This is a genomic window from Shewanella pealeana ATCC 700345 (assembly GCF_000018285.1).
Taxonomy (GTDB): domain Bacteria; phylum Pseudomonadota; class Gammaproteobacteria; order Enterobacterales; family Shewanellaceae; genus Shewanella; species Shewanella pealeana.
The window spans coordinates 4,146,228-4,171,616 of sequence record NC_009901.1 but is presented as its reverse complement, the minus strand read 5'-3'; the positions used below and the strand labels follow the sequence as shown (position 1 = coordinate 4,171,616).

Genomic DNA, 25,389 nt, shown 5'->3' with positions numbered 1-25,389 from the left:
CGTATTAGGCCCAACTCCATTGTGTTACTTATATGTTATTGTATTTCGCTTTAATTTCAAATAACCATTTTTGATAAGAGATATTAAAGGAACTGATATGTGCTTAAGAGTATTAAATAACCTCAATTCAAACTATCCCGTAACGGGCAGGAATATGAACTGGTTTAGGCCGATAGAAGCCAATCTGTTTCTATTCCCCCAAGGACTTGAGAAAATAGGCCTATCAGCAAAGAAGGCGCACAAGAGCGATCTTGATCCGAGTGTGATATTTCACTGGAAGTCGCAGTACGCCAGTGTCGTATCCATGATGGGAGATGAGGCTCAAGGTTATGCGACCGTTGATGGAATGAACTCAGAGGGCCTAGTGGTTAATGTGTTATATGACACGCCAGCGACCTATGGAAAGCCCAAGCATTACCTTAAAAACGGTAACATCAGTATATTACGCTGGCCGCAATATATATTAGATAGCTTTGCCAATGTTGACCAAGTGGTCAACTATGCCAAGAGCAACACCTTACAGCTGATCCGCGAACAGATCCCCGAAGGCGGTAAAGCGAAAGACTTGATGCAGGATAAGATCCACCTTGCAGTGTCTGACTCTAATGGTCACTCTGCTGTGATTGAGATTAAAAATGGTGAGCTGCATGTTTATGCGGGCGAAGAAAATCAAATTGTCACCAATGAACCAGATTATCCAACTCAGCTTGATATTTTAAAGTACTGGCAATACCTATGGGGGCAAACAAAGCCAGCAATCGCTACGCCTGTATTTTCTGTTCCGGGTGGCGTATCGGCAACCCAAAGTTTTGAGCGAGCAGCGTTTTATTTAACCCTTTCTGATCCCGCACAAAACCCAACTGATGTGTTAGCTCAAACTCGTGCGCTGATGCAAAATGGCGCGATCCCATTTGCGTTTAACCCAAGTCAAAAGGAGCTGGCTACTTGTACGCGCTGGACAAACCTTAGCGATCATAAAGCAGGCGTTTATTACTTCTTAAACCCGCTGAATATGATGCCAGTTTGGCTAGAAGTGAATGCCGACGCTAGTCAATGTGCGAGGGTAAAGCTAATTTCTGTGAATAATGACAGTGGTGAAATCGACAACCATCAACAGCTTCAGGGAGAAATGAGTCGCCATTTAATGGCATGTGAAGATCCGTACAGAAGCTAACATAGGAAAGGGCTGAGCTATAGCAGCTGAAGCAACATCCGATGCATACAGAGTTTGCCATCTCCTCCTCTACGGATTGGGAGAGCTGACGGCTTGCTGCATCGAGATAAACTTCGCTGTCACTCAGCCAAAGCGGGCATGCCCGCTTTGGCTGGCTGAATCTTACAGTGTTTTAATTGCTTGGGGCTCATCTGTCTTCAGCGGCTTCAAATGTCGCTTCGATCTGTTCTAATTCTTGCAGTGTTTAAGCTTTACTTTCTCTGTCAATTTAACTTCACTGAGCAGTTTGTCTCTCTTTAAGCTTGTGTCTCTCTGATTTAGTGACTTGGTTTTATTGCTTATTCTTATTGAGTTGAGCATTGTTTGTGAACCGCTACACATAAAGCATACTGATATAACCCAAATTTAACGTTTTCATCTAGCATGCTCGCTATCTTTTTAGTAAGCCTGTGAATTTATGAAAATATTAACTCTTATTGCCAGCGTTACCGCAGCTTTGTTGCTGTCTGGTTGCAGTGATAAACCCGCTCAAATGGTGTGTGATACCTTCAATACGTGTTTCAATTTAAGCTTGGGGCAGGCAGTGAAAGAGACACAGGCTAATTCCGAATTCAGCCAATTAAAAGTGATTGTGGCGGTGGATTATGACGCGGGCGGCGATGTGCACACTAAGGTTCACGAGTCCAGTGGCTCTGCTGAGTTTGATGCCATTGCTAAAGAGCAGTTGCAGCGTTCAATGGAGGCGCTACTTGTCACTATGGAGGCACTGCCCGAAGCTGAGCGTGAAAGAGGCGATAGCATTCATATCAACTTTACCATCCAAACGGCAGACTTTCCCATAACGCCTAAGGTCGAGCCTAAGCCCGAGCTAGTAGAGAACTTTTATGAAAATGGTCAGTTGCAGAGTCGGGGCTATAAGCTTGATGGCGATAAGGTGGGTCATTGGCAGATATTTTTTGATGACGGCAGCTTAAGATTTGATTCTCAACATCCCAGTGGTGTGCAAAAGCAGTTTTCTAAAGATGGCCTACTCCTAGAAGAGGGGTATTTTGAAGATGGGGTAAAGCAGGGGACGTTTAAGAACTATGACTTCGATGGGCACTTGGACACTTTGCGCAATTACCAAGATGGCGAGTTGATAGGTGTGAATGAGCGCTATTTTAAAGATGGCGGGCTAGAAGAAAAGACACTGTTTGATGCCAATGGTAATGGCATGCATCAGGAGTTTTGGCCTAACGGGGCACTTAAGTGGGAGACTGCGCTGGTTGCTCGGCAACCTACTGGCGAGCAAAAATACTTCGACGAAAATGGCGAGCTCATTGTTGAAAAGGCCCTAACTGAAGCTAAGGTCATGCAGCAGTCTATTATCGATAAGGATTACGACACCTATATGCGCTTCGCCTTTAGCTACATGATTGAGTATGCGGGCGGTGAAGCTGCATTTAAAATTGGTACAGCAGCAATAATAGACAACTTGCAGCGTGATGGTATTAAGCAGGTCTCGACGATATTCAACGGGCCGACAAAAATGTTTCTGCAAGAGGAGGAGGTGGACGAATATTACGTTTACCTGCCTATGGAGATCAATATGAGCACGCCTATAGGCGATGGTGTTGCAGAGACGGCTTTGATTGGGTTCTCTAAAGATATCGGCCAAACCTGGAAATTTGTAGAGGCTTCCATTGGGCGTGAGGAAGTGCTTGTTTTGCTACCAAACCTGCCGGATGCGCTTGTGATCCCGATTTTCCCAGAGCCTAGATTGATTAATGAGTCACAGACGACTTTAGCTGCTCAGCAAGCAGCGGGTGAGCAAAAATATTTCGATCAAAACGGTGAGCTTATTGCCGACAAGGCGTTAGTTGCAGCTAAAGTCATGAGGCAGTCTATTATCGATAAGGATTACGACGCTTATACGCGCTTTGCTCTTAGTGACGTTATTGATAACGCGGGTGGTGAAGCTGCATTGAAGCGTGAGATAGCAGCAATGATGGATAAGTTACAAAGCGAAGGTCTTAAGCTTGAGTCGACAAGATTCAAGAAACCGACAAAAATTTATATGCAGGAGGAGCTTGATGAATATTACGGTTACCTGCCTATGGAAATCAATATGAGCTCGCCAGTAGGCGATATAGTGGCTGAGTCGGCTTTGATTGGGGTATCTAAAGACAGTGGCGCAAACTGGAAGTTTGTTGAGGCGTTAGGTGGCCGTGAGGGAGTGCAATTGCTGCTGCCAAACTTGCCGGATGAACTTGAAATTCCGACCTTCCCAGGTCCTAGGTTGGTTAATGATAAGGCCGATTAACTAGCATTGGTATGATAAAAAGCGCTAGCAAAAATGGACTAGCGCTTTTTAGTTACATCATTGAAGTGACCGTTAAAACTAATTGACTTCACGATGTTGGTTTAAGCTGCTTAGCTTAATGCCGCCTCAACTCGATCACGGATTTTACGTGACTTCTCTTTAGCAAATAGCGTCATAAAATCATTCTCATAGGGATGGCTCGCCAATATATCGACCAAATCAGCCTTGGTTTCAATATGCAAGAATGACATCAGTGGCTTGATTTCATCTCGGCGCGCCATGGCTGCAATATAATCGCCCATACATGGATGGTAGTTTTTGATCATATATAGCAGTAGATATTCACGTTTAACGTTTCGGCTAAATAGCCAATCTAGCAGCACTTGATTGGCCGCCGCTTCATAGGCATCTTCATTACATGCTAGGCGCGTGGCCAAATCCATTTTGCCCTGCAAAGCAAGCTGATCCATATAGCTATCTACAAGGCCATCGGTAAACACCTTATAGGCTGCGTAGCTATGGTTTGCGAGTAGTTCTACTAAGCGGCCACAGCGTTCATCATCGAGTAGCCACAGATACTGGCTTAACGCATGGCTACGATACTCTTTCAAATTGGCCGTGGTTTCATAGCTGACATATTGGTTAAATTGCGGCGCAAACTCAGCATAATCTAGCTCGCCTTGCAGATATGCCCATAGGTTCTGGTTAATTTCGTTTCGGCGCTCTTCTGGACTAGGTAAGTTTTTGACTGCATCAATAACGCTTTGGGCGTCTACCTTGTCGTTAAGGATTAACACCTCGCCGCCGAGGTAGAGATTGCCTTCTCTAACGGTATCTTTGTCAGCCACTAACACCTGTAGCTCGTCGCCAACTTGCAGCAAGATCTCGCAGCATATCCAATCCATCCTATCGTTTCTGCGGGTTTGACTCAGATCGGCATTAGGATGCAATGTCAGTGGTAATCGTAACTTTTTAGGTAGCTCGCCAGCGTCAGTGACAAAGCCTGAGAAGCTCACATAGTCTGTAAATTTGCTCTCAATCACCTCTTCCCACGAGTTGTGGTTTAGCTTGATAAAGTCACTCAGGCATTGCTTTAGTTCATTATCGAGTGCAAAAGGCATGCTTGGAAAACGCATCGCCACGTGCTTATGAAAATCTAGCTTTATTGGTTGATAGCTGTAATCTAGGCCGCGCAGTAACGCCTTGGCATCACTACGTCTTGCGGCGGCCAGCATGCTCTGATCTATAATCGCGGAGTCCTCATCGACGAGCTCTCCAATCAGTTCCACTAAGTTAAGGTAATCACCTGTACGTGAGGTGCTAGTGCTAAACTGCTCAACCTGGTAGGTCAAGGTGAAGGCTTTATCTATGCCGTGGCTGTTTAGCATGTCGAAGAAGTTGATTTCATCTAACGGCGAATCACACTTGAATTTACGGCTATGCTCGCTAAAGGCTTTAGCGATAACATGAACAACTCTAATAGGTGCCATAGTGATTAGCAGTTGCCAAATACGCTCTGCGTTAATGGCTTCGGGGATATCGAGTTGTTTTAGCCATAAGCAAATCAGTACCACGCGTTGATAGTCATCGTCATGATCATCTAAGAAGCTATAGCTTTTTTGCACTGGGCTAATTTTTGGGAAATATAAAAATGCCTGACGACAGATATCTTGGCTAAAAAGGTGCTGGTTTAATAGGGCTATCATCTGTTGCTGATTAAGCTCAGGATCAGTATCGGTAAAGTAAGCTTTGATTTGTGCTTGCTCAACGTCGTTTAAGCCTTTTTCAGTAAAGGGACCATCACCTAAAATGTTGGCGTTTTCTAGCATCAAGTTTAATGCACGCTCAAACACGCCATTTAGCTTTGCTCGCAAGGCTTGGGTGTAGTCATCATTGTGATTTTGCTGTTTATCTTGCAACAGCAAGTAAGCGCAAAGCGCGTCGATACCTAGCTCATCTTCGGGCCAGTCTTGGCAGTCTAAGCAGGCGCGATTTGCAAATAGCTCATCAGTTTGCTTAAGCATTTCAGCAGAGATCTGGTTGTAACCCATATCGATAAATTCATCGAGCAGGCTTTCAAGTGCCTTTTGCTCCGTTCTGCTTACATCTGAACCCAGCTTTGGTGTGGCATCGGTTGGCATGAAACGGGCGTAGTATTGTTCAACGCTGATAATGGCTTGATATTCTGATTCGCCCGTAAACAGGTCGCACATTTCGTCATTAAAGGCTTGCTGGCCAAAGAAACGATAGAAAATGTCGACAAAGCGCAGCATGGTTTGCGCGTCGCGTACTTGGCTTGCCGGCTGAGTGTTAGCCGATGCCTGCTCCGTATCATTACAATGCGTATCTGCACGAGCATTGACTCGACTGATAAAGCCATTGATTGCAGCTTCGCTCATGTCCTCATCATTATCTTGTAGCAAATCTTTTGCTAGGTGCTCCATCACCTCATGGAAATTATCGCGCACATGGTCAAAATCGTCCATATCCCAGCAAGACTCATGGATGGCTTCAAAAAAGGTTAATGCGTGCTTTTCACTATGAGGGATGATGTTAAAGCATTCAATATCATCGAGGATCTCCGGATTTTCACCAGTAGATATGTAAGACAGTAGAGCGTGGCTATTTTCAAGGCTCAGCATAAACTCGCTGACCATCTTAAGTCCGCCTAGATACTTATCGCGTGCTTCTTTACGCTCTGCGCGCTCAATTCGTTGCTTTCGTTGCTGGGCAATACTGCCTGCGTAACAACTGAGTTTGCCATTAAGCTCATGTTTTAGCAGATTTTGCAGGTCCATCGCCTCATTTTCAAGGCTATCATGAATAAAGTGCTCAGCCAGCTCAGCGCTCATCCCTTCACTGTCTAGACCACAACACTCTGCAATTAAGGTGATATATAAATTGAGGATCGGCTTTTGCTCTTCCAGCGAGTCATGTTGGCTATATACCAGTGCAGGCTGGGCATGAAAGCGTTGCTTAACCAGCTCAATAAAGCGTGGGTATTTATCTGGATTAGCTTTTAAATAATCCCCAAGTGGCTGGTATCTTGGAGCTGGTTGTTCCCAATCACTGCCGTAAAAAGCGAATCTAAAGCTGTGATTGTCACACCAGATAAAGGCGTTCATCATCGCCTCGCACCAACCATGTTTCCTGAGTAGGCTTAGCAACATATCGCCATAGCCTACCGCATGGTCACCATCCCAATAGGGGATAAAAAACTGCGCTAAATAAGTGGCGTCATTAGCGTCTTTGGCCGCCATCATATACAGGGGTTCTGCGCCAAATACTCGGGTCTCATCGAGCCACATCTCACTGGTGTCGTTTTCAAAGCGGGCGTAGTTGACCATGGCTTGTGCAGTCTTGCGTAGCTGTGGTGTGAGCGACTCATGCTCTAGCGCTAGGGCAAATAATAGGGTTTCAGATAGATACAGCAGACGTTCATCACTGACAACATAACTACTTAAGTGGCCGCCATCTGGATTGAGTGAGAGTGCTGCCATTGCAAGCTGTTGATCTTGTAGCATGTCCAGTTGCAGGTGTTCACGCGTGCCGCTGCTGTTATCCATAAACATCAAGTTGAATAGACCGCCTCTATCAAAGGCTTGATGCGCTTCTAATTGAGCTTGATATGCCTTTAAGGCTTGCTCAATACTAGCGCTGTCGTGGCGGTTAAATTCGATAACTTGTAGCTGGCTAAATGCGTCCATACTTCTGTCCTATTAACGCTGAATCGATTGCTGCCGAGAGTGGTTTCACGGCTAGGTTTTGATTGGATAATAGCCTATTACCCTTTTAAGAACAGGTGTTTAGATTGTTACTAGGTTCAGTAAAGTGTCGATTTGTGATGGAGCTTGGTTTTGGCTAAATAAGTTGTTTGATAATTATCCAGTAGATGTTTGCTGCGATTGAAAAGTGACCTTCAGGTAAGTGGCTTGTTTTTTATCAACGATTGGACATTGATTGCTTGGATTAGTAAGGTAAGCTCCGCAACAAGGATGACGTACTGAAATCTCTCTGGTTTTAGTGCGGCTCACATCAGGATGATGTGTCTCAAACTCAGCGTTTGTGTACTCATCTTGAAGATATAAACTCTTGTCGCTATATAAGCTTTAACTGCTCCTCCATTGTTTGGCTGGACTTGTTTGAAGAAATTTAAAAGGAACTTAAAAGGAAGTAAGTATGAATTGGTATCTCCTCGCCCTAAAAAAGTATTTCGATTTTAGTGGCCGCTCAAGACGTAAAGAGTATTGGATGTTTGCGCTGTTCAATATCATCTTTAGCATAGTACTGACCTTTATTGACGGTATGTTTGGCACCATAAACCTAGAGACGGGAATGGGGCTATTTAGTGGGTTATATGCACTAGCGGTATTTATTCCAGGGCTTGCGCTGACGGTACGCCGACTACACGATATTAATAAGAGTGGTTGGTGGTTGCTTATTCTTCTGGTACCAATCATTGGTGTGATTACGATATTCGTTTTCTGCGTGCTCGACAGTAAAACAGAAGAGAATAGCTGGGGTATGAGTCCTAAATTGGCTTAGGTGTTAGCTGTAATAACAAAGGCTGCCAATTGGCAGCCTTTTTAGTTTAAGCAGTTTAATGACTTTAACTAAGCTTGATTAACGTCCGCCTGGCTCGGCAAAGCGGGTCATCCAATCTTCTACTTGGTTGTACCAATAGATAGAGTTGTTTGGCTTCATGATCCAGTGATTCTCGTCTGGGAAGTAGATCATTTTAGACTCAACACCACGGCTCTGCAGAGTACGGAATAGCTCAAAACCTTGGCCGACGGGGACGCGGTAATCTAACTGACCGTGGATCACCAAAGTTGGGGTGTTAAAGTTCTCAGCAAAGTAGTGTGGAGAGATCGACTTGTAGATCTCTGGTTTCTCCCAGTAATGACCAAAACGCGTGCTATGCACGGCAAAGTCAGCTGACATTTGCGAGTACATGTTATACACAGCAGCGTGGATCAGTAGTGCATTAAATGGATGTTCTTGACCTAAAATAATTGAGGATAAGTAGCCGCCATAGCTCGCGCCGCCAGCCACCATACGCTCACTGTCAATCCACTCTTTTTGCTCAAACCAATCAGCCGCCTTAAGCACGTCTTCTAATGACTTGTTCTTCCAGTCTGGGTTGATGCTGTCTGCAAACTCTTGGCCAAAGCCGCTCGAACCATGGAAGTTTGGCCATGCAGTGACGTAACCCCAAGAAGCGAATGTCTGCGCGTTCCAGCGGTAGTGGAAACCATCAGAGATTGCATTGTGTGGGCCACCGTGGATTAGCATCATCAGCGGATACTTCTTGCTGCGATCAAATCCTGGTGGGTAGTGGACCCACATCTGAATGTCTTGATCGTTATAGCCCTTGTAGGTTACCGACTCATAAGTGCCCATATCAACATCAGCAAGGATATCGTCGTTAAAGCTATCTAGACGGGTGGTTTTACCGTTACGTGGGTTAATGGTCACAAGGCGTGCAGGGTATAAGAAGCTGTCATTAGTCGCCACGATAGTGCCGTCTTTAGCCATCACTGGCTTACCAAAGTTAGTGTCTTTGCTAATGGCTTTTACCTTACCGTTTTTAGCATTAATATGATAAATGCGGCTGGTGGCAGCATCATCAATTGCGGCGTAGAAACCTTTGCTGTCTTTGGTCCAACCAAAGCGTGATACAGAGCGATCCCAAGAGTCGTTAATCACCTTTGGTTGACGCTTTTTCATATCCATCAATACTAGGCGTGTTGTATCGGCATAGAAACCGTGAATAAGCTGCTGAGTAAAGGCCAAGGTTTTACCATTAGGGCTAAACTGCGGGCTGCTATTTGGCGCTTCGTTATCAGGAGTTAAGTTTTCTGCTTTGCCGCTGCCAATTTTAGCTAACAAGATATCAATCTTAGGATCAACTTCGCGGGTTTTCATTGCCGCGTCCCAGCCATTGGCGGTAAAGGCAATCCACTGTTCATTTGGCGCAATATCATAGCTTGAGGCGCTTTGTGATGAGCGTGGTAACTGCTGGCTCAGCGGCTGAGTGATGGCTTCAATCTCGCCGCCTGTAGCTGGGATACGGAATACATGGGCCTCACGGTCTTCATCAATCCAGTGGTCAAAGCTTGAATAAGGCAGTTCGGTCCATTGGTGAGCAGAGACTTTAGTGTCTTTGTCGGCTTTTAACTGCTTAGCCATCTCGTCCCAGTTCTTACCCGGGAATATGCGGCTAATAAAGTAGATATGTTTACCGACCCACTTCATGCCGTATACGCCACCTGGCACATCAGTAAGCTTTTGCGCTTCACCTGGACCGTTCATCGGTAGCAGGTAAACCTGGCCTGCTTCATCTTCATCGCGTTTGCTGATAAACGCCAGCGTTTTTCCATCTGGTGAGAAGGTGGCTTCGCTAGCGCGCATACCTTTGGCTGTTAGTGCTTGCTGGCTATCGCCGTCTTTATCAAATAACCAAAGTTGAGTCGAGCCTTTATCTTCAGGTACATCATATTGGGTAACAGGAGCGATAATTTTGTCGCCCTGCGGTGAAATAATTGGACTGCCTATACGGTTGAGTTGCCACAGCACATCAACCGAAAGCGGTTTGGTTTGTTCTGCAAATGCTGTCGCCATCGGCATTAGCAGACACAATAGCAGGATCCCGGCTTTCTTCACGAGTGGTTCTCCTTAGGAGCAATTTGTTTGATTATTTTTATTAGTTGTAGCGCTGCAAAATGCAGGCGAGCCAGTATAGCCATGAACATTGAATAAAGGATATCAATATCAACAGGCTGTAGCAGATAGTTACAATTGGGGATTTGCTAGTAAAAGTGGGCTTGAGCTTGATGAGTTAGGCTGAGTGGTGCGAGTGTTTGGCACATCGTCGAGCGGAGCTTAGAGCTTAGCCGAGGATGAGCTAAAACTTAGTTAAAGGGGCTTAGTTAAAAGCATTTAGTTAAAGGAAGTTAGTGAAGAGTATTCAGTGGCGGCCAAATTGAAAAGGGCATTTGGCTACCACTGATTTGCTATCGAAGGCTTGAGTCTAGATTAAAACTCTTCGTCGTCGCCACCGAAGTCACCACCGAAACCGCCGTCATCGAAGCCACCAAAGCTTTCATCACCGCCAAAACCAGTGTTAGCAAAGGTATCTTCGCTGCTGTATTCAGAAGCGAAACCTGAGTTATCGTCTAAGAAGCTTGAACCTGCATCTTCTGGCACTGCAGTATCTGCAGCAGCTGTCTCTGTTGGTGCTTCAGTTTCAGCCGCTTCAGGAGCTACTTCAGGTGCAGCTTCTGCAGTTGCTGGCGCTTCGTCGCCAAATAGTGCGTTGCTGATAAGGTTACCGGCAACCATACCTGCTGCAACACCCGCAGCAGTTTGCATAAAGCTACCAAATGCACTTGGTTGACGTACAGGTTGTGGCTGAACTGGCGCTGGGTTAGCACCGCCCATCATGCGGCTTAATGCACCACGCTCAGATTCTTTTCTGAAGTGCTCAACTTGAGTCTGTAAAAAATCACTCTTTGACTTAAGCTCTTTTAGTGCCATCTCTTGTACAAGTACTGCTTGAGTTAGCTTGTAAACGATATCTTCTTGAGAAGCGATTTCTTGGCTGATTAAGCTTTCCGCTTCCGCATCTTTTGGCTTGTTAGGGCTAGCTTTTAATTTATCAGCTACGTTTTGAATCAGTTCTTGTTCTTGTGGAGTCATGTTCAAATTCCTAAATGTAAGGATACGTCTTTACGTATTTGACGTGCATCCTAGCTTAAGGTTCACATCGTGCGTATAACTAATAATTAATCAGCTAATCAACAGCTTAAATAACTATCAGTTAACAACATTTAACAAACAAGCAGCTTTAAAAACTTACAAAGATTAAGAGAGTTTTATCTAAAAGTTCGTTGCTCTGGATAAAGTGCTGAGAGGTATTGAAGGGGGGTTGTAGAGGTGAGAGTTAAGACTAAAAAAATGCTTAGTACCAGAGATTAATCTGGACTAAGCATTGATGGGTTACGATTTGATATCGGCTATCTTAGAAAGACATAAATAGACCAACAACGGTTGCCGATAATAGGTTAGCCAGTGTTGCAGCTAAAAGTACCTTCATGCCAACAGAAGCAATATAGCTAGCCTGCTTAGGGATCATGGTGCTTATCGCAGCAACCACCATAGACACAGAGCCGATATTAGCAAAGCCACATAGCGCAACGGTGATGATAGCCACAGACTTTGGTGACATCACTTCACCAGTTGCAGCAACCACGGTTTCACCTGAGATGTAAGGTGCAAAACCTGCAAAAGCCACAAATTCATTTAGTACTAGTTTTTGCGCAATAAAACTACCTGCAACAATCGCTTCAACCCAAGGCACACCGATTAACCAAGCGATTGGCGCAAACGCATAGCCCATTAATAGCTCTAGAGTTACATTCTCAAAGCCAAATAAGCCACCCGCCCAGCCGATCATGCTGTTTAACATCGCGATTAGGCCGATACAGGCTATTAAAAGCGCACCCACAACCGCTGCGATTTGCATACCGGCGATAGCGCCTTTAGCGATAGCATCGATAAAGTTAGATGGCTTTTCATCATCAGGCAGTGCAGGTACATCATTAACCGGCTGCTCTGTTTCAGGGATAATCAATTTTGCGAATAATAAACTTGCTGGGGCACTCATAAAACATGCCATAACCAAATATTTAATTTCAACGCCCATACCTGCAAGACCGGCTAATACAGAGCCTGCGATTGATGCTAAACCACCGACCATTATGGCAAAAATTTCAGATTTAGTCAGGTGTGGGTGCCAAGGCTTAACAAATAGTGGTGCTTCAGTTCCGCCGCAAACTGTGTTGGCAATCGCGTTCATTGATTCAGCTTTAGACGAGCCGATCATTTTTTGCAGTCCGCCACCAAGCACTTTTACTACAAAGCCCATGATGCCCATGTAGTGCAGTAAGCTGACTAATGAGGCGGTGAAAATGATTGCTGGCAATACTTGGAACGCGAAGATAAAGCCTAAGTTCTCAACTTGGAAGGTCACTAGATTACCGAACACAAAGCTAATACCTTTGGCGGCAAAGCCCAGTACATTGGCCACGCCGTTAGAAACGGCCAGTAATACGCTTTCACCAAAGCTGGAAGCTAGAACAAAGCCTGCGATAGTCAGCTGGATGATTAGTGCGCCACCGACTGTACGCCAGTTAACTTGTTTTTTAGCATTACAAAAAAGGTAGCCTACGATAAGTAGGGCTGCGATACCTAATATGGATTGAAACATGATGGAAAGACCTATTATAAAATTGACTAATTAAGCTGATTCATTCAGTTGATTAATTAAATGGATTAAACGCTCAACATGCTGTTGGGCTAACTGCATGACGGTGCTTTGATCGCCACCTTCACATGGAGTCGAGTTCATTTCGAATGTGATGACTGTATCGACAATCTCCATCTGTGCAGCCTTGATAGGGTGCACTGCGGCTTGTAAATATTGCTCTAAGGGGAGGAAATTGAACTCACCTAGTTGATAAGAGTTTTCAGTCGCACCACAGGTAATAGAGAGGATCACCTTCTTATTTTTGAGCTTGTCTCCTTCAGGGCCGAAGGCGAAGTTATAGGTAAAGACTTCATCGAACCATAGCTTCATTAAAGCTGGGTAGGTAGACCAGTAGAGGGGAAACTGCAGCACGATAATATCGGCTTGAGTCAGTAACGCCTGCTCTGCTTGGACATCTATTCGATAATTTGGATATATCTCATCGAGTCTATGGATCTTAATCTGACTACAATTTTGTAGTTGCTTAAGGATTTGGCTGTTAGCAACGGAGCGGCTGAGATCGGGGTGACCCGAGATCAATAGCTGGTTACTCATTTCGTCTTTCATTGATATATACACTTGAAATAATAGTAATAAATAAATGTCTTAAAATGCTTACTGCGCTTACCCCATCATCAGTCGATAATGAGACTCCCAATAGGTTTATATAATTTATTTTGGAATGCTAAGTGCGGCGGCGCGCTAATATTGCATAGCGGCTTGCTAAAGTAGATTGGCTTGAGCTGTTATTGGTAACAGAGTCACATTTTAAGCGGCTTTTGTGGCTGATTTTTGTCACTTTACACAAATAAAGCAGACGTCAGCTTGTGAATGATTTTACTTATTAATTTAGCGCTTATTAACCCAGTACTTAATTAGAGGGTTAAACCTATTTGGCTTGTCTTCTTAGTGAAATGTCACCACTAACGATATTTGCTTGTTCACCCGTAAGGCTAACGAGTTTAGCTTCTATATGCATCGACATCGGAAATTGACTATCGGGCTGCTTAATAATGACCTCTGCGTAGGTTTTGACCCGATTAGATAGAAAATAGTAAGTGCCGTCCCACTGACAATCAAAGTAGAAATTAGATTCACTGAGGTTGATATTCTCTAAGCGGTTTTTAGAGTGCCTAAGGTAGTTATCAGTGGTGATAATGCTACAAGTATTGTTAGCGCTACCATTGGTGTCAGTAAACTTGAAATTGAGCGCTGGCTTATTATTGAGTTTGCCCTGAGTGCCACCTAGATATTTATTGAGTTCAATGGTTACTAAAACTGTACTAGGAGCAGTATTAGGAGTAGTACTGGTAGCAATAGAAGTTGTTGAGGTAGCGTGCAGGTTTATCGATAACAACAGCCACCCAGTAGTAAACAATATAGAACTCGCCCTAAATAGGATATGCATGGTGCTTTCCTTGCTAGTTAGTATTTTATATCTATTTTGTCTGTGCATTATTTACGCATTGATAATGCACTTGTATGGCTTATTCAGCAAGTTTAAGATTGTGGTTAAGTTATTGAAAATAAAGATCGATATTAATTAGCCTTCTATTGATTAGGCATTGCATAGTTTATTAATCTTTAGGGCGAGCTATGGTAAATATTGCAAGGTTGGACAGGGGGCTCCCCAACTCAAGTCATTACATTACACGGTCGCAATTCATGCTAATGAATGCTCTGGTGGCTGAAATGCAAATGCTTGGCATCCTTAATCAGCTTAACAAAGTCTTCGCGGCTCAGATGCACTAAGGTGTTGTGGTCGCCAGCCTCTATGTAGATCTCTTTGGCTTCGACTAACAGATCGTCATAAACGGCTTCTAAGTTGTAGACCTCTCCTAGTGATGGGATGGCACCTTTGTGGCAGTCGCTAAACATGTCATAGACCTCTTTTTCTTCAATCAAGCGTAGATCGCGATTAAGCTTATCGCCTAGATTGCGTAGGCTGATCTTATGGTTGGCCGGGAGAACTGCCATCATTCTGCGTCCCTCATGATCTTCTAAAATCACCGCCTTTGCGAGTTGCGCGGGGGAAATGTTAGCCGCAATGGCTGAGCTTAATGAGCTAAAACTGTGAGGATGAGGAACCAGTTCGTAGTCGACATTATTGTCATTCAGATACTCATTTAATCGGGCTGAAATAGACATGGTATTACCTCATAAAAGTTCAATGATGTTACCTATAATTATAGTTCAGCGCAGGTAATACGGTTTGAATACGGCAAAGGTTTTTATGGTCAAAGCAGGAAGACACGCGCTTCCTGCTAAGTATAATGCTTAGTGATTAATCCAGTGCTGGCAGGCGAGTGCTGCAACATCTAATTCAATATCATAGGGCACGGGCTGAGGAATAGGGGATAACGACTTAACGCCTAGAGCAATACGCTCAAGGCTTAACGATTGTAGTGCTAAGCCGAGATCCATGATCTCAATAGGGTTACCATCTCCGGCTGCCAAGTTGACTAAATTTGCGTCAGACAATACAAATAGCGTCTTATCGTTTAGCTTATAACCTTTGACTTGAGGGCGGATAGCCTCAACAGACTCGGCCATTTCCGCCAATGCTGGTAGATTAATTTCTCGCTGAAAGTGGCCTGCATTAGCAATAATCACATTGTTAGCCATCAGCTCAAAGTGTTGCTTGTCGAGTACATTGTCGCGGCCGGTAATGGTGATCACCATGTCGGCATTAGGCAGTGCATCTTCTATTGATGCGGTATAAAAGCCTTCCATGTGCGCTTCTAATCTGGTTAATGGATTAGGCTCAACCACCGTCACATGGGCCCCCATGCCTCTAAGTCTCTGTGCTGTGCCGCTGCCGCAATATCCATAGCCAATAACCACCACTTTTTTGCCATGCAGCATCACGTTAGTGGCACGCATTAAGCCGTCAACGACCGATGAGCCCACCCCATAGCGGTTTTCAATAATGCGTTTTGCTTGGGTATCATTAATGATTAAGGTGGCAAATTTATCTGATTTAAAGTCTTCACGTAGGCGGTTAGCCCCTGTGGTTGTCTCCTCTGTGGCTCCTAATAACTGATCTATCAGGTGTTGGTTTTGTGGCAGGGTAAACAACAATTCATGTAGATCTGCGCCATTATCAGAGATAATATTTGGCTGGTGGTCGAGCACTTTTTGGCAATACCGCAGATGATCTTCAAAGCTTTCATTGCGTTGGCTGTAAACATGCACACCGTAATCTTCAACAATGGCTGCGACGGTTTCATCTTGCGTTGTGCCTGGTGAGCCGGTTATTGCCACCCTTGCCCCACCTTTGGTTAAGGCCTCAAGCCAAACTCCTGTTTTTGCCTCTACATGTAAACAAATCCCGATAGTTAGGCCTTTGAATGGCTGCTCTTTTTCAAAGCGTTCAATAATATTACGCATAATCGGCATATGGGCGCGAGCCCAGTCAATACGTTTTCTGCCTAATGGGGCGAGACTGATATCTGCGATTTCACAATCAATTTGAGGTTTTGTCGTTATTGTTGTCATGATGAAGATCCAACTTAATAGTGTTTATTCATCATTGATTGAGCGGCATGTTTTAACAATTTCACATATTGAACAATATTCTTTCCAATAAAGCATGAATGCCTAAGTAACGGAGTTAGAATGTAAAATGACTGACTGGCACAGAAGAGAAAAAGATGAAGCCGAGTTTTAATCTAAATTTGCTAAGTAGCTTTTATGCGGTTGCTCGTCATGGCTCGTTTGCAGCTGCAGCCGATGAGTTGTGCTTAACTCATTCTGTGATCAGTAAACATATCAAGCAACTGGAAACGAGTTTACAGAGTCAGTTGATTATCCGTACCACGCGCGCACTGGAATTAACCGAAGAGGGAGAGTTTCTCTATTCAAAGTGCCAGTCGATTTTTAACGAAGTCTTGCAAGTTAAAGACTTCATTGATGAAAAGAAGCGGGTTGTCAGTGGGCGTTTAGTCATTAAGATGCCAAGCATTTTAAAGCACGATGATGGTATCGCTAAAAGCCTTGAATTTATGCATTTAACCTATCCAGGTTTAATGCTGGATATTGTATTTGACGATAATCTTGGTGATTTAGTTAAAGAAGGGGTCGATATTGCCTTTCGTATCGGCAAGCTTGAAGACAGCAGTTATCTATGTAGAAAAGTCCGCGATATTGACACCTATGTTGTGGCGTCTCCGGAATACTTAAAAGTAGCGGGTACGCCGCTTCATCCTAATGAGTTAACTCAGCACAAGTGTCTGCACTATAGCCATTGCCTCACAGGCCTCAATTGGTCGTTTAAACAAAATGGTGAGCAATTTAATGTGCCGATAACTCCTGCATTATCTTCAATGAGTGAATCCATGTTGGCGCAATATGCTTGTAAAGGATTTGGGGTGACCACCACCCTAGACTTTGTGACGGCTAAAGATATTGAGTCGGCGCGATTAGTTAGCCTATTAAAAGATTTTACTTGGAAAACTGAGTTATATCTTGTCTTTCCCTATGCGGCGGTTGTGCCACTAAAGACACGAAGCTTTATCAATAGTATTTTATCAACAAGGGATAATAGCCCAGAAAGCAACCTGGGCTAGAAGTGGCTGCTTACTTTGGCTAGTGATATTGGATTAAAGTGGAGGTGATCGCGATATTAAGGTCGATTACCTCCACGGTATATTTGTTAACTTGTGTCGACTCTGAGTTTGGCATTGCCTATGGCTTACCTTAATACCTTACTCAAAAACGCTTGAGTTCTGGCCTCTTTGGGATTGCTAAATAGCGCCTCGGGCTCGCTGTTTTCAACAATCACACCGCCGTCCATAAAGATAACTCTGTCAGACACATCCCGTGCAAAGCCCATCTCGTGGGTGACAATCACCATGGTCATGCCTTTTTGAGCCAAGGATTTCATCACATCGAGTACGTCACCCACCATCTCTGGATCCAGCGCCGAGGTTGGCTCATCGAACAGCATTAGCTCTGGTTTCATCGCTAAGGCTCTGGCGATGGCGACCCGCTGTTTTTGGCCACCCGATAAGCTCGATGGATAAGCATCGGCCTTATCTTTTAGGCCAACCAGCTCAAGTAGGGACTCGGCTTCAATGTCGGCTTGTACTTGTGTCATCAGTTTTAGTTTTACAGGCGCAAGGGTGATGTTCTGCTTAACCGTCTTGTGAGGAAACAGGTTAAAGTTTTGAAACACCATACCCACTTTTTGTCTTAGCTTATCGACACAGGCGCCAGCAGCGCTAATTGATTGACCATCTATGATGATTTCGCCTTCAGTTGGCTGCTCGAGTAAATTGATACAACGTAGGAAGGTACTCTTACCGCTACCCGATGGGCCGATCACACTGACAACTTCGCCATGGTTAATCTGCTCGCTTATTCCCTTTAGCACTTGGTTATCGCCAAAGCTCTTATGTAAATTATTAATCTTAATCACTTTGCTTTAACCTCGTTTCAAATCTAGACAGCATAAAGGTGAAGATATAGGTCAGTAATAGGTAGATCAGCGCACAGGTAAATAATGGCACACTGTCTTCAAAGGTACGGCTACGGATGATTTCACCAGCCCGCATTAAGTCCACGCCACCGATAAAGCCAATCACGGCTGTTTCTTTAAGTAACACAATAAACTCGTTACCCAGCGATGGCAGAATATTTTTAATCGCCTGAGGCAGAATGACCTCTTTCATTGTTTGGCCGTGAGACAAGCCTAATGAACGAGCAGCCTCCATTTGACCTTTATCGACGGCCTGAATGCCCGCACGAATGATCTCTGAGATATAGGCGCCGCTATTAAGGCCAAAGGCGATAACTGCAGCGGTGATCTTATCGACATCCAATGCCGCCAGCACGATGAAGTAAAGGATCACTAACTGCACAACCACTGGCGTACCGCGAATGATGCTGACATAAATATTCGCTGGCCAGCGTAGATACCACTTAGATGACATCTTCATCAAGGTGGTCGCCACACCGAGAATCGAACCGATAATCATGGCGAAGAAGGTCACAATCAAGGTGACTTTAAGGCCGTTAAGAATAAGGTAAATTCCGATTAAGCCATCTTCGCCTATGGGGGTAAACAGTGAAGCGTTAATTGCATCTATCATTGCCTGCTCACTTCATATGCTTGTTAACGAGGGCGTCATAGCCACCGTTTTGCTTCATGATGCTTAAGCTGCTGTTGATGCTGTTTAGCAGTTCAACTTTGTCCTTAGCCACTGCAAAGCCATAAAACTCAGGTGAAAAATCCAGCTCAACCATTTTTAGCTGTGGATTCTTCTCTAAAAAGCTGATGGCAGGTTCGCTGTCAAACAACACCAAATCAACCTTGGCATTTTTTAGCTCCATCACGGCTTCGAAGCCTGAGTTGAAGGCGGTAACCTGTTGGCTGTAGCTCTTGGCCATGATGTCGCCGGTTGAGCCTAGCTGTACCGCGATATGCTTACCCTTAAGGTCGTCTAGACTATTGATGCTGTTGTTATCTTTATTGACTAACACCATCTGAGTGGCTTCATAGTAAGGCTCTGAGAAATCGACGCTTGCCTGACGCTCTGGGGTAATAGTCATGCCCGAGGCGATAAAGTCGACCTTGCCTGCATTGAGCGCAACAATCAGCGAGTCAAAATTCATGTTTTCAACTTTGAGGGTTTTACCGGCATCTTTTGCTATTTGCTTAGCTAAATCGATATCGAAGCCCATTATCTCATCGCCGCTAGCACCGCCTACATATTCAAATGGCGGGAATGAAGCATTGGTGCCTACAACAAGTACATCATCACTCTTACCGCAGCCAGTTAACATTAAAGCGCCTGTTAACCCTAAGCTTGCTACAACCAATACTGACTTCTTCATTATCAATTCTCTTAATCAAAATACTCAACTGGCATTGACTATAAACTGATAAAAATCAAAATCAATACTTATGCATCAAAAATGCGTAAAAATTCGATTCAAAATGATTTAGATGATTAACTATTAATCATTGACTGTATTTTGTAACGCTTTGGTAACAGGTTTTAACTGTGTTTTTATGATGTTTTCTGAGTTGTTTAGGTTTTTGTATAGTAGCGGTATGTGAATAAATATGTACTGACGCCCAGCTATGTCAGTGGGTTTCCTGTTGCCCAAAGGTCTGTAAGTTTTGGGTTATTGTTTAAATCAACTTGAGATAATTGTGGGCCCGATAACTACAGCACCTTAAGTGCTGGGAAATGGCTGATTTTCGGCATTATTTACCTTAGTCTGATGACAGACTAGCATGGTAATCGCTGCTGGTTCTTGTGGCTTTTGGGCTAGTACGCAGCTTTAAAGTTGGTGTCTTAGAACGAAAAAAACGTAACGTTAGTTTTTTAAACATTACCTTTATGAACAATAGGATAGAATGATAACGGTCAACGCCTTACTAAGGCGGATAATTGCCCGTAGAGTTTTTCTGTAAAAACAACGCTCATTCGAGTGTGTCTCGATTCAATGCTTGAGTTTTAATTAAAATTAGTAAGTGCTTAATTACCTGTCTTTATAGAAAAATATTAATGAAATTACGCTCTTCGGTAGACAGAATACGGAGAAAAAAGATATTCTCGTTGGCCAAATAAAAAGCAAATTGCTCAGAAAGTGCTGTACTGCCTAGGTTTTCAGGTAATCAAAACTTGCATCAGGAAGATGAACCAAGTCTAAACCGCATTGATGGATAAGCGGCCTGCTTGTATTGAATCTCCCCTCTTATTGTAATGTTTCAAAGGAAGAACGCGATTTTATGGATAAAATGCCCGACTATGCTTCGTATAGTTATGATGAGCTACTGGATGTAGAGCAACATATAAATAAACAACAGTACCCAGAGCGTTATGCTGCGATTATTGGACTCATAAATGACCCTCGTTATCTAAAAGAGGATAAACAGGAATGTGAGAGTCGTGAGCAAGATAGTAAATACTCGACTTTTTGGCCGCGTTTCTGGGCGGCTACGCTTGATGGTATCTTGTTCAGTGCGTTACTTATCGGTCAATGCTACTTATTGGGTGTTGAGTACGACCAGCAGAACCACTTTCAACAAGCCATTCACGGCATGCAACTCTGTATCTATATCATCTTAATGCATGGTTTTTTCGGTCAGACTCTTGGGAAAATGTGCTTAAAAGTTAAGGTCCTAAATCATGATGACGAGACGAGAATTGGACTTAAACAAGCGTTCATAAGAGAGTCGATTAACTTCGCCATTAATGCATTCTGGTTAAGTTTATTGATCTATATCGGAGTGACCGTAGGGCTAAATGGCAACATTTCAGATTCACTAATTAATATCATGGTTGCATTTGGCATATTGGCATTCATCTGGGCAATTTCAGAGTTTATTACCATGCTATCTAACAAAAAACGCCGTGCACTTCACGACTATATAGGCAAAACCGTTGTTGTCAGAATGCAGTGATAAAGAATAGGTTCAAAATTTAACTTCAATAAATCCAAACATATTCAGGAAGAAGATATGACTGTAAAAAAATGGACTCTAACGGCAATCTCTGCGCTGGCTATAACGGCTTGTGGTGGAGGCGGAGATGACTCCGGCTCTAGCGATAATGGAGGTTCGTCTAGCGGAAATGTACCGAAAATCACTTTAAATACTGTTGTAAGTAATTGGTGTGGAATTGAAAAACCTAAATCTGGAGTCGATGTATTTGTGCACAACAATGCCGGTGATATTATTGCTGAGTACGTTACTGATGGTGATGGCGCGCTCACAGCTGATTGGCCGAGTAACGCTAAACACCTCACACTAACTGCAAATAATCAGTCTTATTACAAAGACCTGCCTACTCTTACTGTTATCTCTAATGTTGCCGTTGAAGCAGGCGATCAAGGTATTACACATTTTTGGGATGATAACGATCAAGCAGGTTGTGATTGTAAGTATGTTGAGTTTCCTGTGCAGTCACTTATTACTGATGCGCCTGATAGCATGCTTTATCTAGGAGGCACCAGTCATGAGTTAACGCCATTTACGAGCTCGCTCTCAGTGGAGTGGTGTGATGGTGCTGGCCCAATAGATGTGCAGTTAGTGGCTGCTGATGGTCAGAGCAGCCTAGCTGGCAGTATTGATTTGGCCGATAAAACAGAATATACATTGAGCATGAGTGACTTCACTCATGAAGGTGTTGCAGTTGATTATGTTAATCCATATGACGCACGGATCTTATATGCCCGTTCATTTGAAGGCTGGACCAATTTTAGCCAAGACGATTTAGTTTTTGTCTATCCAACATTAACCGATAGTAGTTATGTTTGGCCTGCAAGAATGGGTCAAGAATACGTAGGTAATGTGGCAGCTGATAGTTATAGCTCTGCACGACACCGAGTCAACTCCGAGGGAAAGACCTCTCCGATTATGCTGTGGGATCCAGCTAACGGTTATTCTGATGCGGTTTACGCATTATTCAGCGAAATATCCACAGGTAAAGCGCCCTACGATTATGATTTCAGGGGGGTGAGCAATGTAGCGTTGACTCACATGACTTTATCGGGGGATCTTGATAATGGTGACGCCGAATGGACTATTTGGGGCGGCGCATCAGGCAGTATGCCAGATCTCAAATTGCCAGCCGCTTTGGATGCAAGGTTTGATTCTCTTTATTACGCTAGATTACAGATAGGTGTTAGAGGTTATGGCTCTGAAAAGCCATTAAGCGAATGGCGTAAATTGCTAGTAGAAAGAAACCGTATGGATGAGAGAGGCACAAGCGCGCTCGATTATGAAACTAATTATATGCGTCTGAGTTTCGACCTAGAGCAGTAGTCTTATGTAAGACCTCGTGCCAAATAGGTTTTAATTATGGCCGTAAAAACAAAAAGACAGCGCAAGCTGTCTTTTTTATGTTTAGTGGTTTAAGCGCTCAATAAGAATAGCGGCTTAAAATCCCTGTGACACTCGTTTGCAGTAACGCTGTTCAAAGTTAAATGGCGTCATCTTCAAGGTGCGGATGGCATCGACCCAGCCAACAACCATAGGTACCAGTGTCCAGCTAAATGCTAGGTACAGGCTGCCCTTTAGGTGTTGACCTAAATAGAACTTATGTAGCCCCAATCCACCTAGTAGGAAGCTAAACCATATCGCGAGCTTCTGGTTTTTGATGCGCATATCAGGATCGACTCCGGCAAGGGATTCAAACCCTTGTGCAGCATGACATTGGGGGCAAGAAACTGAATTAAGGTCGATTTTGTGGCTGCACTGTGGGCAATCAAGGTTCTGCATTACGAACTCCAATAGTCAATATTACTGATATCTGGCTAGTTCCTCATTATGTGTACAAGTGTGCGCCGAAACATAGGTGCCTAGTTCACAAAATTAAAATAAAAGCTCTAATTTTGCACCAAGGTGAGTGTGCCTTAGCGATTACTGTCTTCGCTTCAGTTCTAATTCATTATTAATTCAGATTGGGACGGATTTAGAGGACGTTCTAGCCTGTTCTAGGATTCCGATGGCAACAAGCTAACTGTAGAGTATGATATTCGATAATAATGGCGTGCCTGAACAGACTTACACTTATACCTACAATAGTTTTGGCAATATAGAGTCAGAGACTCAGGACAAAGATGGCGATGGCGCAGCAGACAAAATTACTATTTATACTCACGAGCCGTCCAACTTCAGAGCCGTGTTGTACGAGGTGTTTTAATTAGATTGGTACAGACACAAAAGCCTATTGATTGAACCAATAGGCTTTTTTAGTTTGTCTGTCCCGTCCTGAGATAAGAAACCGATAAAGGTTAATCGATAAATTTTAATAGAGACAGTTTCACTTCGTCGGATGTAAACGCATTGTCGACACTCATCTTATAGATGGCAAAATAGTCTGCTTCAGTTAAGTTAAACTTCTCAGCTGCAAGCTGTAGCTCTTTGGTCATTGTCGTGTCTGACACGGTACGGTTATCAGTGTTAATGGTGACCAACAAACCATCGCGGTAGAAGTCTCCAAATGGGTGACTCTCTATGCTTTCAACCGCTTTAGTTTGCACGTTACTGCTAGGGCAGGTTTCGAGTGCTACGGCTTCTGTTTTAACTAATTCGTAAGCTTGTTGGTGGCTATTGATATGAATGCCATGACCGATGCGCTCGGCGCCTAAAAGTGAGATAGCATCATACACATTTTGGCCGACACCTTGCTCACCAGCGTGAATGGTGATTCTATAGCCTTTTTCTAGAGCATACTTGGCGTAAGGAATGTACTCGTGGCAGAAGCCTGGCTCTTCGCTAGCGGCTAAGTCAAAAGCGACCACACCGTTGTTGAGGAACTTAGCACCGGCATCGATAACATCATTGATATCATCTTTTGGTAGTACCTTAATGATCGATAATATGTAGTTACCTTTGATGTCGTACTGTGCTTCAGCTCTGCGCATACCTTTAACGACACTGCCAATAATCTGCTCGAAGTTCAGACTCATTTTTTGATGAAGTTGCGGGCCAAAACGTACCTCTAGGTACTTCACATTCTCTTTAGCCGCATCTTCAAAAAGCTCGAACGAGATACGCTCAAGCGCCGCTTCTGTTTGCATCACAGAAACTGGCAGTGCAAAGCGGGTTAGGTATTCATCGAGATTCGGGCAAGATGCGGGAGCCACCATTAAAGCTTTAATGTCATCGACGTTAAAACTTGGGATAGTAACGTCTTGAAGTTTAGCAAGGTCGATAACGGTTTGCGGACGAACACTTCCGTCTAAGTGGCAGTGAAGATCGATTTTGGGTAGCTGTAGATAATTCATGAAGCTCTCCTTTATTAAGTGGTTATACCCATCTAAGTCCATCAGCGCTCACATGTTGCACAGCAACAAAGCACTAAACTTGTTAAATTAGCATTACATAAAGTAAAGTCTTCATAATCAAGAGTTTAGGGCTCTTGGTAGAAACTCTCAAACCATATCATTGAGATTATACGAAGTGTTAACGGTAAATATTAGCATTCATTTACCCAGTAGTGAAAGATTCTATAACAAATAACTGAAAACGGGTCTTCATTTAACGACGAGATTAAGCTAGGCGATGGTTTATATGGTTAGAGGCACATAGCCAAAAGACAAAGTAACTTGTTATTTTGGCTAGTTTTAATAATAGTGTTTTAAGTGCTTATCGATTTTGAGGCTTATGAATTAGCAGTTTGTGATTTAGATTCGTCGTGATGGGCTTTGAGTTTTTGGAACAAGAGATCTTTTAGGTTGGCGCGCTGCAGTTTGAGTTGATGCATGTGTTCGTCGTCAGTAGGGCTGCCGGCAATTTCTAGCTGACGAATATCGTAATCGAGGAGATGGTATTGCTTGGATAACTTGTCGAACTCTTGGTCGGTATAATTCAGGTAAACAATATCTTGTTTAAACTCAGGAAAGTCGAAAATAAGCGCATGATTTTCATTTAACATACTTGCTCCTTGAAATGCTGAACTAAAATGCCGTACTGAATAGTTTATTTTTGATCTGAACTCACTATAGCAGCGCTATTGACTCGAAAGTGAGATCTCCGCTGCTTTTAGTGATAGGAGATTGTAAAATCACCAGCAAGTAGCAGGCTTATTTTTGTTTAAGTCTTTCTCCCTGCAGAATCGATATCGCCAATTAATAGCTCATCAC

General features: G+C 43.7%; 21 protein-coding genes and 1 riboswitch. Of the genes, 7 read left to right on the top strand and 14 right to left on the bottom strand.

What is annotated here, in order from left to right; all coding sequences use genetic code 11:
* The first annotated feature begins 97 nt into the window (after window positions 1-97).
* Both SPEA_RS17960 and SPEA_RS17955 read left to right on the top strand, forming a co-directional pair.
* Entirely contained in the window at window positions 98-1,174 is a 1,077-nt protein-coding gene (locus tag SPEA_RS17960; protein WP_012156623.1) for a linear amide C-N hydrolase, read from the top strand.
* Between the two features lie 457 nt (window positions 1,175-1,631).
* Window positions 1,632-3,476 carry a toxin-antitoxin system YwqK family antitoxin gene (locus SPEA_RS17955; RefSeq protein ID WP_012156622.1) on the top strand — a complete coding sequence of 615 codons (1,845 nt, stop codon included), beginning with the start codon at window positions 1,632-1,634 and terminating at the stop codon, window positions 3,474-3,476.
* Between the two features lie 110 nt (window positions 3,477-3,586).
* Here the strand turns inward: SPEA_RS17955 and SPEA_RS17950 are convergent, their stop codons facing one another.
* Window positions 3,587-7,183, bottom strand: a complete 3,597-nt coding sequence (locus SPEA_RS17950) for a hypothetical protein (RefSeq protein WP_012156621.1) — start codon at window positions 7,181-7,183, stop codon at window positions 3,587-3,589.
* A 472-nt stretch (window positions 7,184-7,655) separates the two neighbouring features.
* Here SPEA_RS17950 and SPEA_RS17945 point away from each other — a divergent pair, with 472 nt between their 5' ends.
* Window positions 7,656-8,021 carry a DUF805 domain-containing protein gene (locus SPEA_RS17945; protein WP_012156620.1) on the top strand — a complete coding sequence of 122 codons (366 nt, stop codon included), beginning with the start codon at window positions 7,656-7,658 and terminating at the stop codon, window positions 8,019-8,021.
* 78 nt (window positions 8,022-8,099) lie between these two features.
* Here SPEA_RS17945 and SPEA_RS17940 read toward each other — a convergent pair whose 3' ends face one another.
* The 7 genes from SPEA_RS17940 to SPEA_RS17910 form a co-directional block, all read right to left on the bottom strand.
* The gene (locus SPEA_RS17940) at window positions 8,100-10,142 is read right to left on the bottom strand and encodes a S9 family peptidase (RefSeq protein WP_012156619.1); all 2,043 of its coding nucleotides are present in this window, start codon (window positions 10,140-10,142) and stop codon (window positions 8,100-8,102) included.
* A 372-nt stretch (window positions 10,143-10,514) separates the two neighbouring features.
* Window positions 10,515-11,177: a DUF2076 domain-containing protein gene (locus tag SPEA_RS17935; RefSeq protein WP_012156618.1), complete on the bottom strand. Its 663-nt coding sequence runs from the start codon at window positions 11,175-11,177 to the stop codon at window positions 10,515-10,517.
* Window positions 11,178-11,499: 322 nt separating this feature from the next.
* On the bottom strand, window positions 11,500-12,747 hold the full coding sequence (locus SPEA_RS17930) for a NupC/NupG family nucleoside CNT transporter (protein ID WP_012156617.1): 1,248 nt from the start codon (window positions 12,745-12,747) through the stop codon (window positions 11,500-11,502).
* Between the two features lie 30 nt (window positions 12,748-12,777).
* Entirely contained in the window at window positions 12,778-13,341 is a 564-nt protein-coding gene (locus SPEA_RS17925) for an NAD(P)H-dependent oxidoreductase (protein ID WP_223296526.1), read from the bottom strand.
* 334 nt (window positions 13,342-13,675) lie between these two features.
* On the bottom strand, window positions 13,676-14,194 hold the full coding sequence (locus tag SPEA_RS17920) for a hypothetical protein (RefSeq protein WP_012156615.1): 519 nt from the start codon (window positions 14,192-14,194) through the stop codon (window positions 13,676-13,678).
* A 260-nt stretch (window positions 14,195-14,454) separates the two neighbouring features.
* On the bottom strand, window positions 14,455-14,934 hold the full coding sequence (locus SPEA_RS17915; RefSeq protein WP_012156614.1) for an aminoacyl-tRNA deacylase: 480 nt from the start codon (window positions 14,932-14,934) through the stop codon (window positions 14,455-14,457).
* A 129-nt stretch (window positions 14,935-15,063) separates the two neighbouring features.
* Entirely contained in the window at window positions 15,064-16,284 is a 1,221-nt protein-coding gene (locus SPEA_RS17910) for an adenosylhomocysteinase (RefSeq protein ID WP_012156613.1), read from the bottom strand.
* Window positions 16,285-16,439: 155 nt separating this feature from the next.
* Here SPEA_RS17910 and SPEA_RS17905 point away from each other — a divergent pair, with 155 nt between their 5' ends.
* Window positions 16,440-17,354 carry a LysR family transcriptional regulator gene (locus SPEA_RS17905; RefSeq protein WP_012156612.1) on the top strand — a complete coding sequence of 305 codons (915 nt, stop codon included), beginning with the start codon at window positions 16,440-16,442 and terminating at the stop codon, window positions 17,352-17,354.
* 125 nt (window positions 17,355-17,479) lie between these two features.
* Here SPEA_RS17905 and SPEA_RS17900 read toward each other — a convergent pair whose 3' ends face one another.
* Genes SPEA_RS17900 through SPEA_RS17890 form a run of 3 tightly spaced genes read right to left on the bottom strand, consistent with a single transcriptional unit; the run spans window position 17,480 to window position 19,623 of the window.
* Complete coding sequence (locus SPEA_RS17900) at window positions 17,480-18,205, bottom strand: amino acid ABC transporter ATP-binding protein (protein ID WP_012156611.1); 726 nt, start codon at window positions 18,203-18,205, stop codon at window positions 17,480-17,482.
* Entirely contained in the window at window positions 18,198-18,878 is a 681-nt protein-coding gene (locus SPEA_RS17895; RefSeq protein ID WP_012156610.1) for an amino acid ABC transporter permease, read from the bottom strand. Before SPEA_RS17895 ends, SPEA_RS17900 begins: the two co-directional genes overlap by 8 nt.
* A gap of 7 nt (window positions 18,879-18,885) precedes the next feature.
* Window positions 18,886-19,623 (bottom strand): basic amino acid ABC transporter substrate-binding protein, encoded by a 738-nt coding sequence (locus tag SPEA_RS17890; protein ID WP_012156609.1) that lies wholly within the window; start codon window positions 19,621-19,623, stop codon window positions 18,886-18,888.
* A gap of 904 nt (window positions 19,624-20,527) precedes the next feature.
* Here SPEA_RS17890 and SPEA_RS17885 point away from each other — a divergent pair.
* Both SPEA_RS17885 and SPEA_RS17880 read left to right on the top strand, forming a co-directional pair.
* Entirely contained in the window at window positions 20,528-21,202 is a 675-nt protein-coding gene (locus tag SPEA_RS17885) for an RDD family protein (protein WP_012156608.1), read from the top strand.
* 57 nt (window positions 21,203-21,259) lie between these two features.
* Complete coding sequence (locus SPEA_RS17880; RefSeq protein WP_012156607.1) at window positions 21,260-22,564, top strand: hypothetical protein; 1,305 nt, start codon at window positions 21,260-21,262, stop codon at window positions 22,562-22,564.
* 114 nt (window positions 22,565-22,678) lie between these two features.
* Here the strand turns inward: SPEA_RS17880 and SPEA_RS17875 are convergent, their stop codons facing one another.
* Window positions 22,679-23,020 (bottom strand): TM2 domain-containing protein, encoded by a 342-nt coding sequence (locus SPEA_RS17875; RefSeq protein WP_012156606.1) that lies wholly within the window; start codon window positions 23,018-23,020, stop codon window positions 22,679-22,681.
* A 250-nt stretch (window positions 23,021-23,270) separates the two neighbouring features.
* On the opposite strand from SPEA_RS17875, the gene SPEA_RS23295 reads away from it, so the two are divergent.
* Complete coding sequence (locus SPEA_RS23295; protein WP_190272081.1) at window positions 23,271-23,444, top strand: hypothetical protein; 174 nt, start codon at window positions 23,271-23,273, stop codon at window positions 23,442-23,444.
* A gap of 91 nt (window positions 23,445-23,535) precedes the next feature.
* Here SPEA_RS23295 and add read toward each other — a convergent pair whose 3' ends face one another.
* Together add and SPEA_RS17865 are read right to left on the bottom strand one after the other, a co-directional pair.
* Window positions 23,536-24,531 carry an adenosine deaminase gene (gene add / locus SPEA_RS17870; protein ID WP_012156605.1) on the bottom strand — a complete coding sequence of 332 codons (996 nt, stop codon included), beginning with the start codon at window positions 24,529-24,531 and terminating at the stop codon, window positions 23,536-23,538.
* 94 nt (window positions 24,532-24,625) lie between these two features.
* A riboswitch (purine riboswitch) is annotated at window positions 24,626-24,725 on the bottom strand.
* A gap of 183 nt (window positions 24,726-24,908) precedes the next feature.
* Window positions 24,909-25,181, bottom strand: coding sequence for an HP1242/YdcH family protein (locus tag SPEA_RS17865; RefSeq protein WP_012156604.1), 273 nt, complete (start codon window positions 25,179-25,181; stop codon window positions 24,909-24,911).
* Window positions 25,182-25,389 lie beyond the last annotated feature (208 nt).

Bases quoted from the DNA above. Each gene is read 5' to 3' on its own strand.
- SPEA_RS17905 (WP_012156612.1), top strand. From the start codon at position 16,440: ATGAAGCCGAGTTTTAATCTAAATTTGCTAAGTAGCTTTTATGCGGTT.
- SPEA_RS17915 (WP_012156614.1), bottom strand. From the start codon at position 14,934: ATGTCTATTTCAGCCCGATTAAATGAGTATCTGAATGACAATAATGTC.
- SPEA_RS17935 (WP_012156618.1), bottom strand. From the start codon at position 11,177: ATGACTCCACAAGAACAAGAACTGATTCAAAACGTAGCTGATAAATTA.
- SPEA_RS17865 (WP_012156604.1), bottom strand. From the start codon at position 25,181: ATGTTAAATGAAAATCATGCGCTTATTTTCGACTTTCCTGAGTTTAAA.
- SPEA_RS17960 (WP_012156623.1), top strand. From the start codon at position 98: ATGTGCTTAAGAGTATTAAATAACCTCAATTCAAACTATCCCGTAACG.
- SPEA_RS17885 (WP_012156608.1), top strand. From the start codon at position 20,528: ATGGATAAAATGCCCGACTATGCTTCGTATAGTTATGATGAGCTACTG.
- SPEA_RS17875 (WP_012156606.1), bottom strand. From the start codon at position 23,020: ATGCAGAACCTTGATTGCCCACAGTGCAGCCACAAAATCGACCTTAAT.
- SPEA_RS17920 (WP_012156615.1), bottom strand. From the start codon at position 14,194: ATGCATATCCTATTTAGGGCGAGTTCTATATTGTTTACTACTGGGTGG.
- SPEA_RS17925 (WP_223296526.1), bottom strand. From the start codon at position 13,341: ATGAGTAACCAGCTATTGATCTCGGGTCACCCCGATCTCAGCCGCTCC.
- SPEA_RS17950 (WP_012156621.1), bottom strand. From the start codon at position 7,183: ATGGACGCATTTAGCCAGCTACAAGTTATCGAATTTAACCGCCACGAC.
- SPEA_RS17955 (WP_012156622.1), top strand. From the start codon at position 1,632: ATGAAAATATTAACTCTTATTGCCAGCGTTACCGCAGCTTTGTTGCTG.
- SPEA_RS17880 (WP_012156607.1), top strand. From the start codon at position 21,260: ATGACTGTAAAAAAATGGACTCTAACGGCAATCTCTGCGCTGGCTATA.
- SPEA_RS17930 (WP_012156617.1), bottom strand. From the start codon at position 12,747: ATGTTTCAATCCATATTAGGTATCGCAGCCCTACTTATCGTAGGCTAC.
- SPEA_RS23295 (WP_190272081.1), top strand. From the start codon at position 23,271: ATGATATTCGATAATAATGGCGTGCCTGAACAGACTTACACTTATACC.
- SPEA_RS17910 (WP_012156613.1), bottom strand. From the start codon at position 16,284: ATGACAACAATAACGACAAAACCTCAAATTGATTGTGAAATCGCAGAT.
- add (WP_012156605.1), bottom strand. From the start codon at position 24,531: ATGAATTATCTACAGCTACCCAAAATCGATCTTCACTGCCACTTAGAC.
- SPEA_RS17890 (WP_012156609.1), bottom strand. From the start codon at position 19,623: ATGAAGAAGTCAGTATTGGTTGTAGCAAGCTTAGGGTTAACAGGCGCT.
- SPEA_RS17945 (WP_012156620.1), top strand. From the start codon at position 7,656: ATGAATTGGTATCTCCTCGCCCTAAAAAAGTATTTCGATTTTAGTGGC.
- SPEA_RS17895 (WP_012156610.1), bottom strand. From the start codon at position 18,878: ATGATAGATGCAATTAACGCTTCACTGTTTACCCCCATAGGCGAAGAT.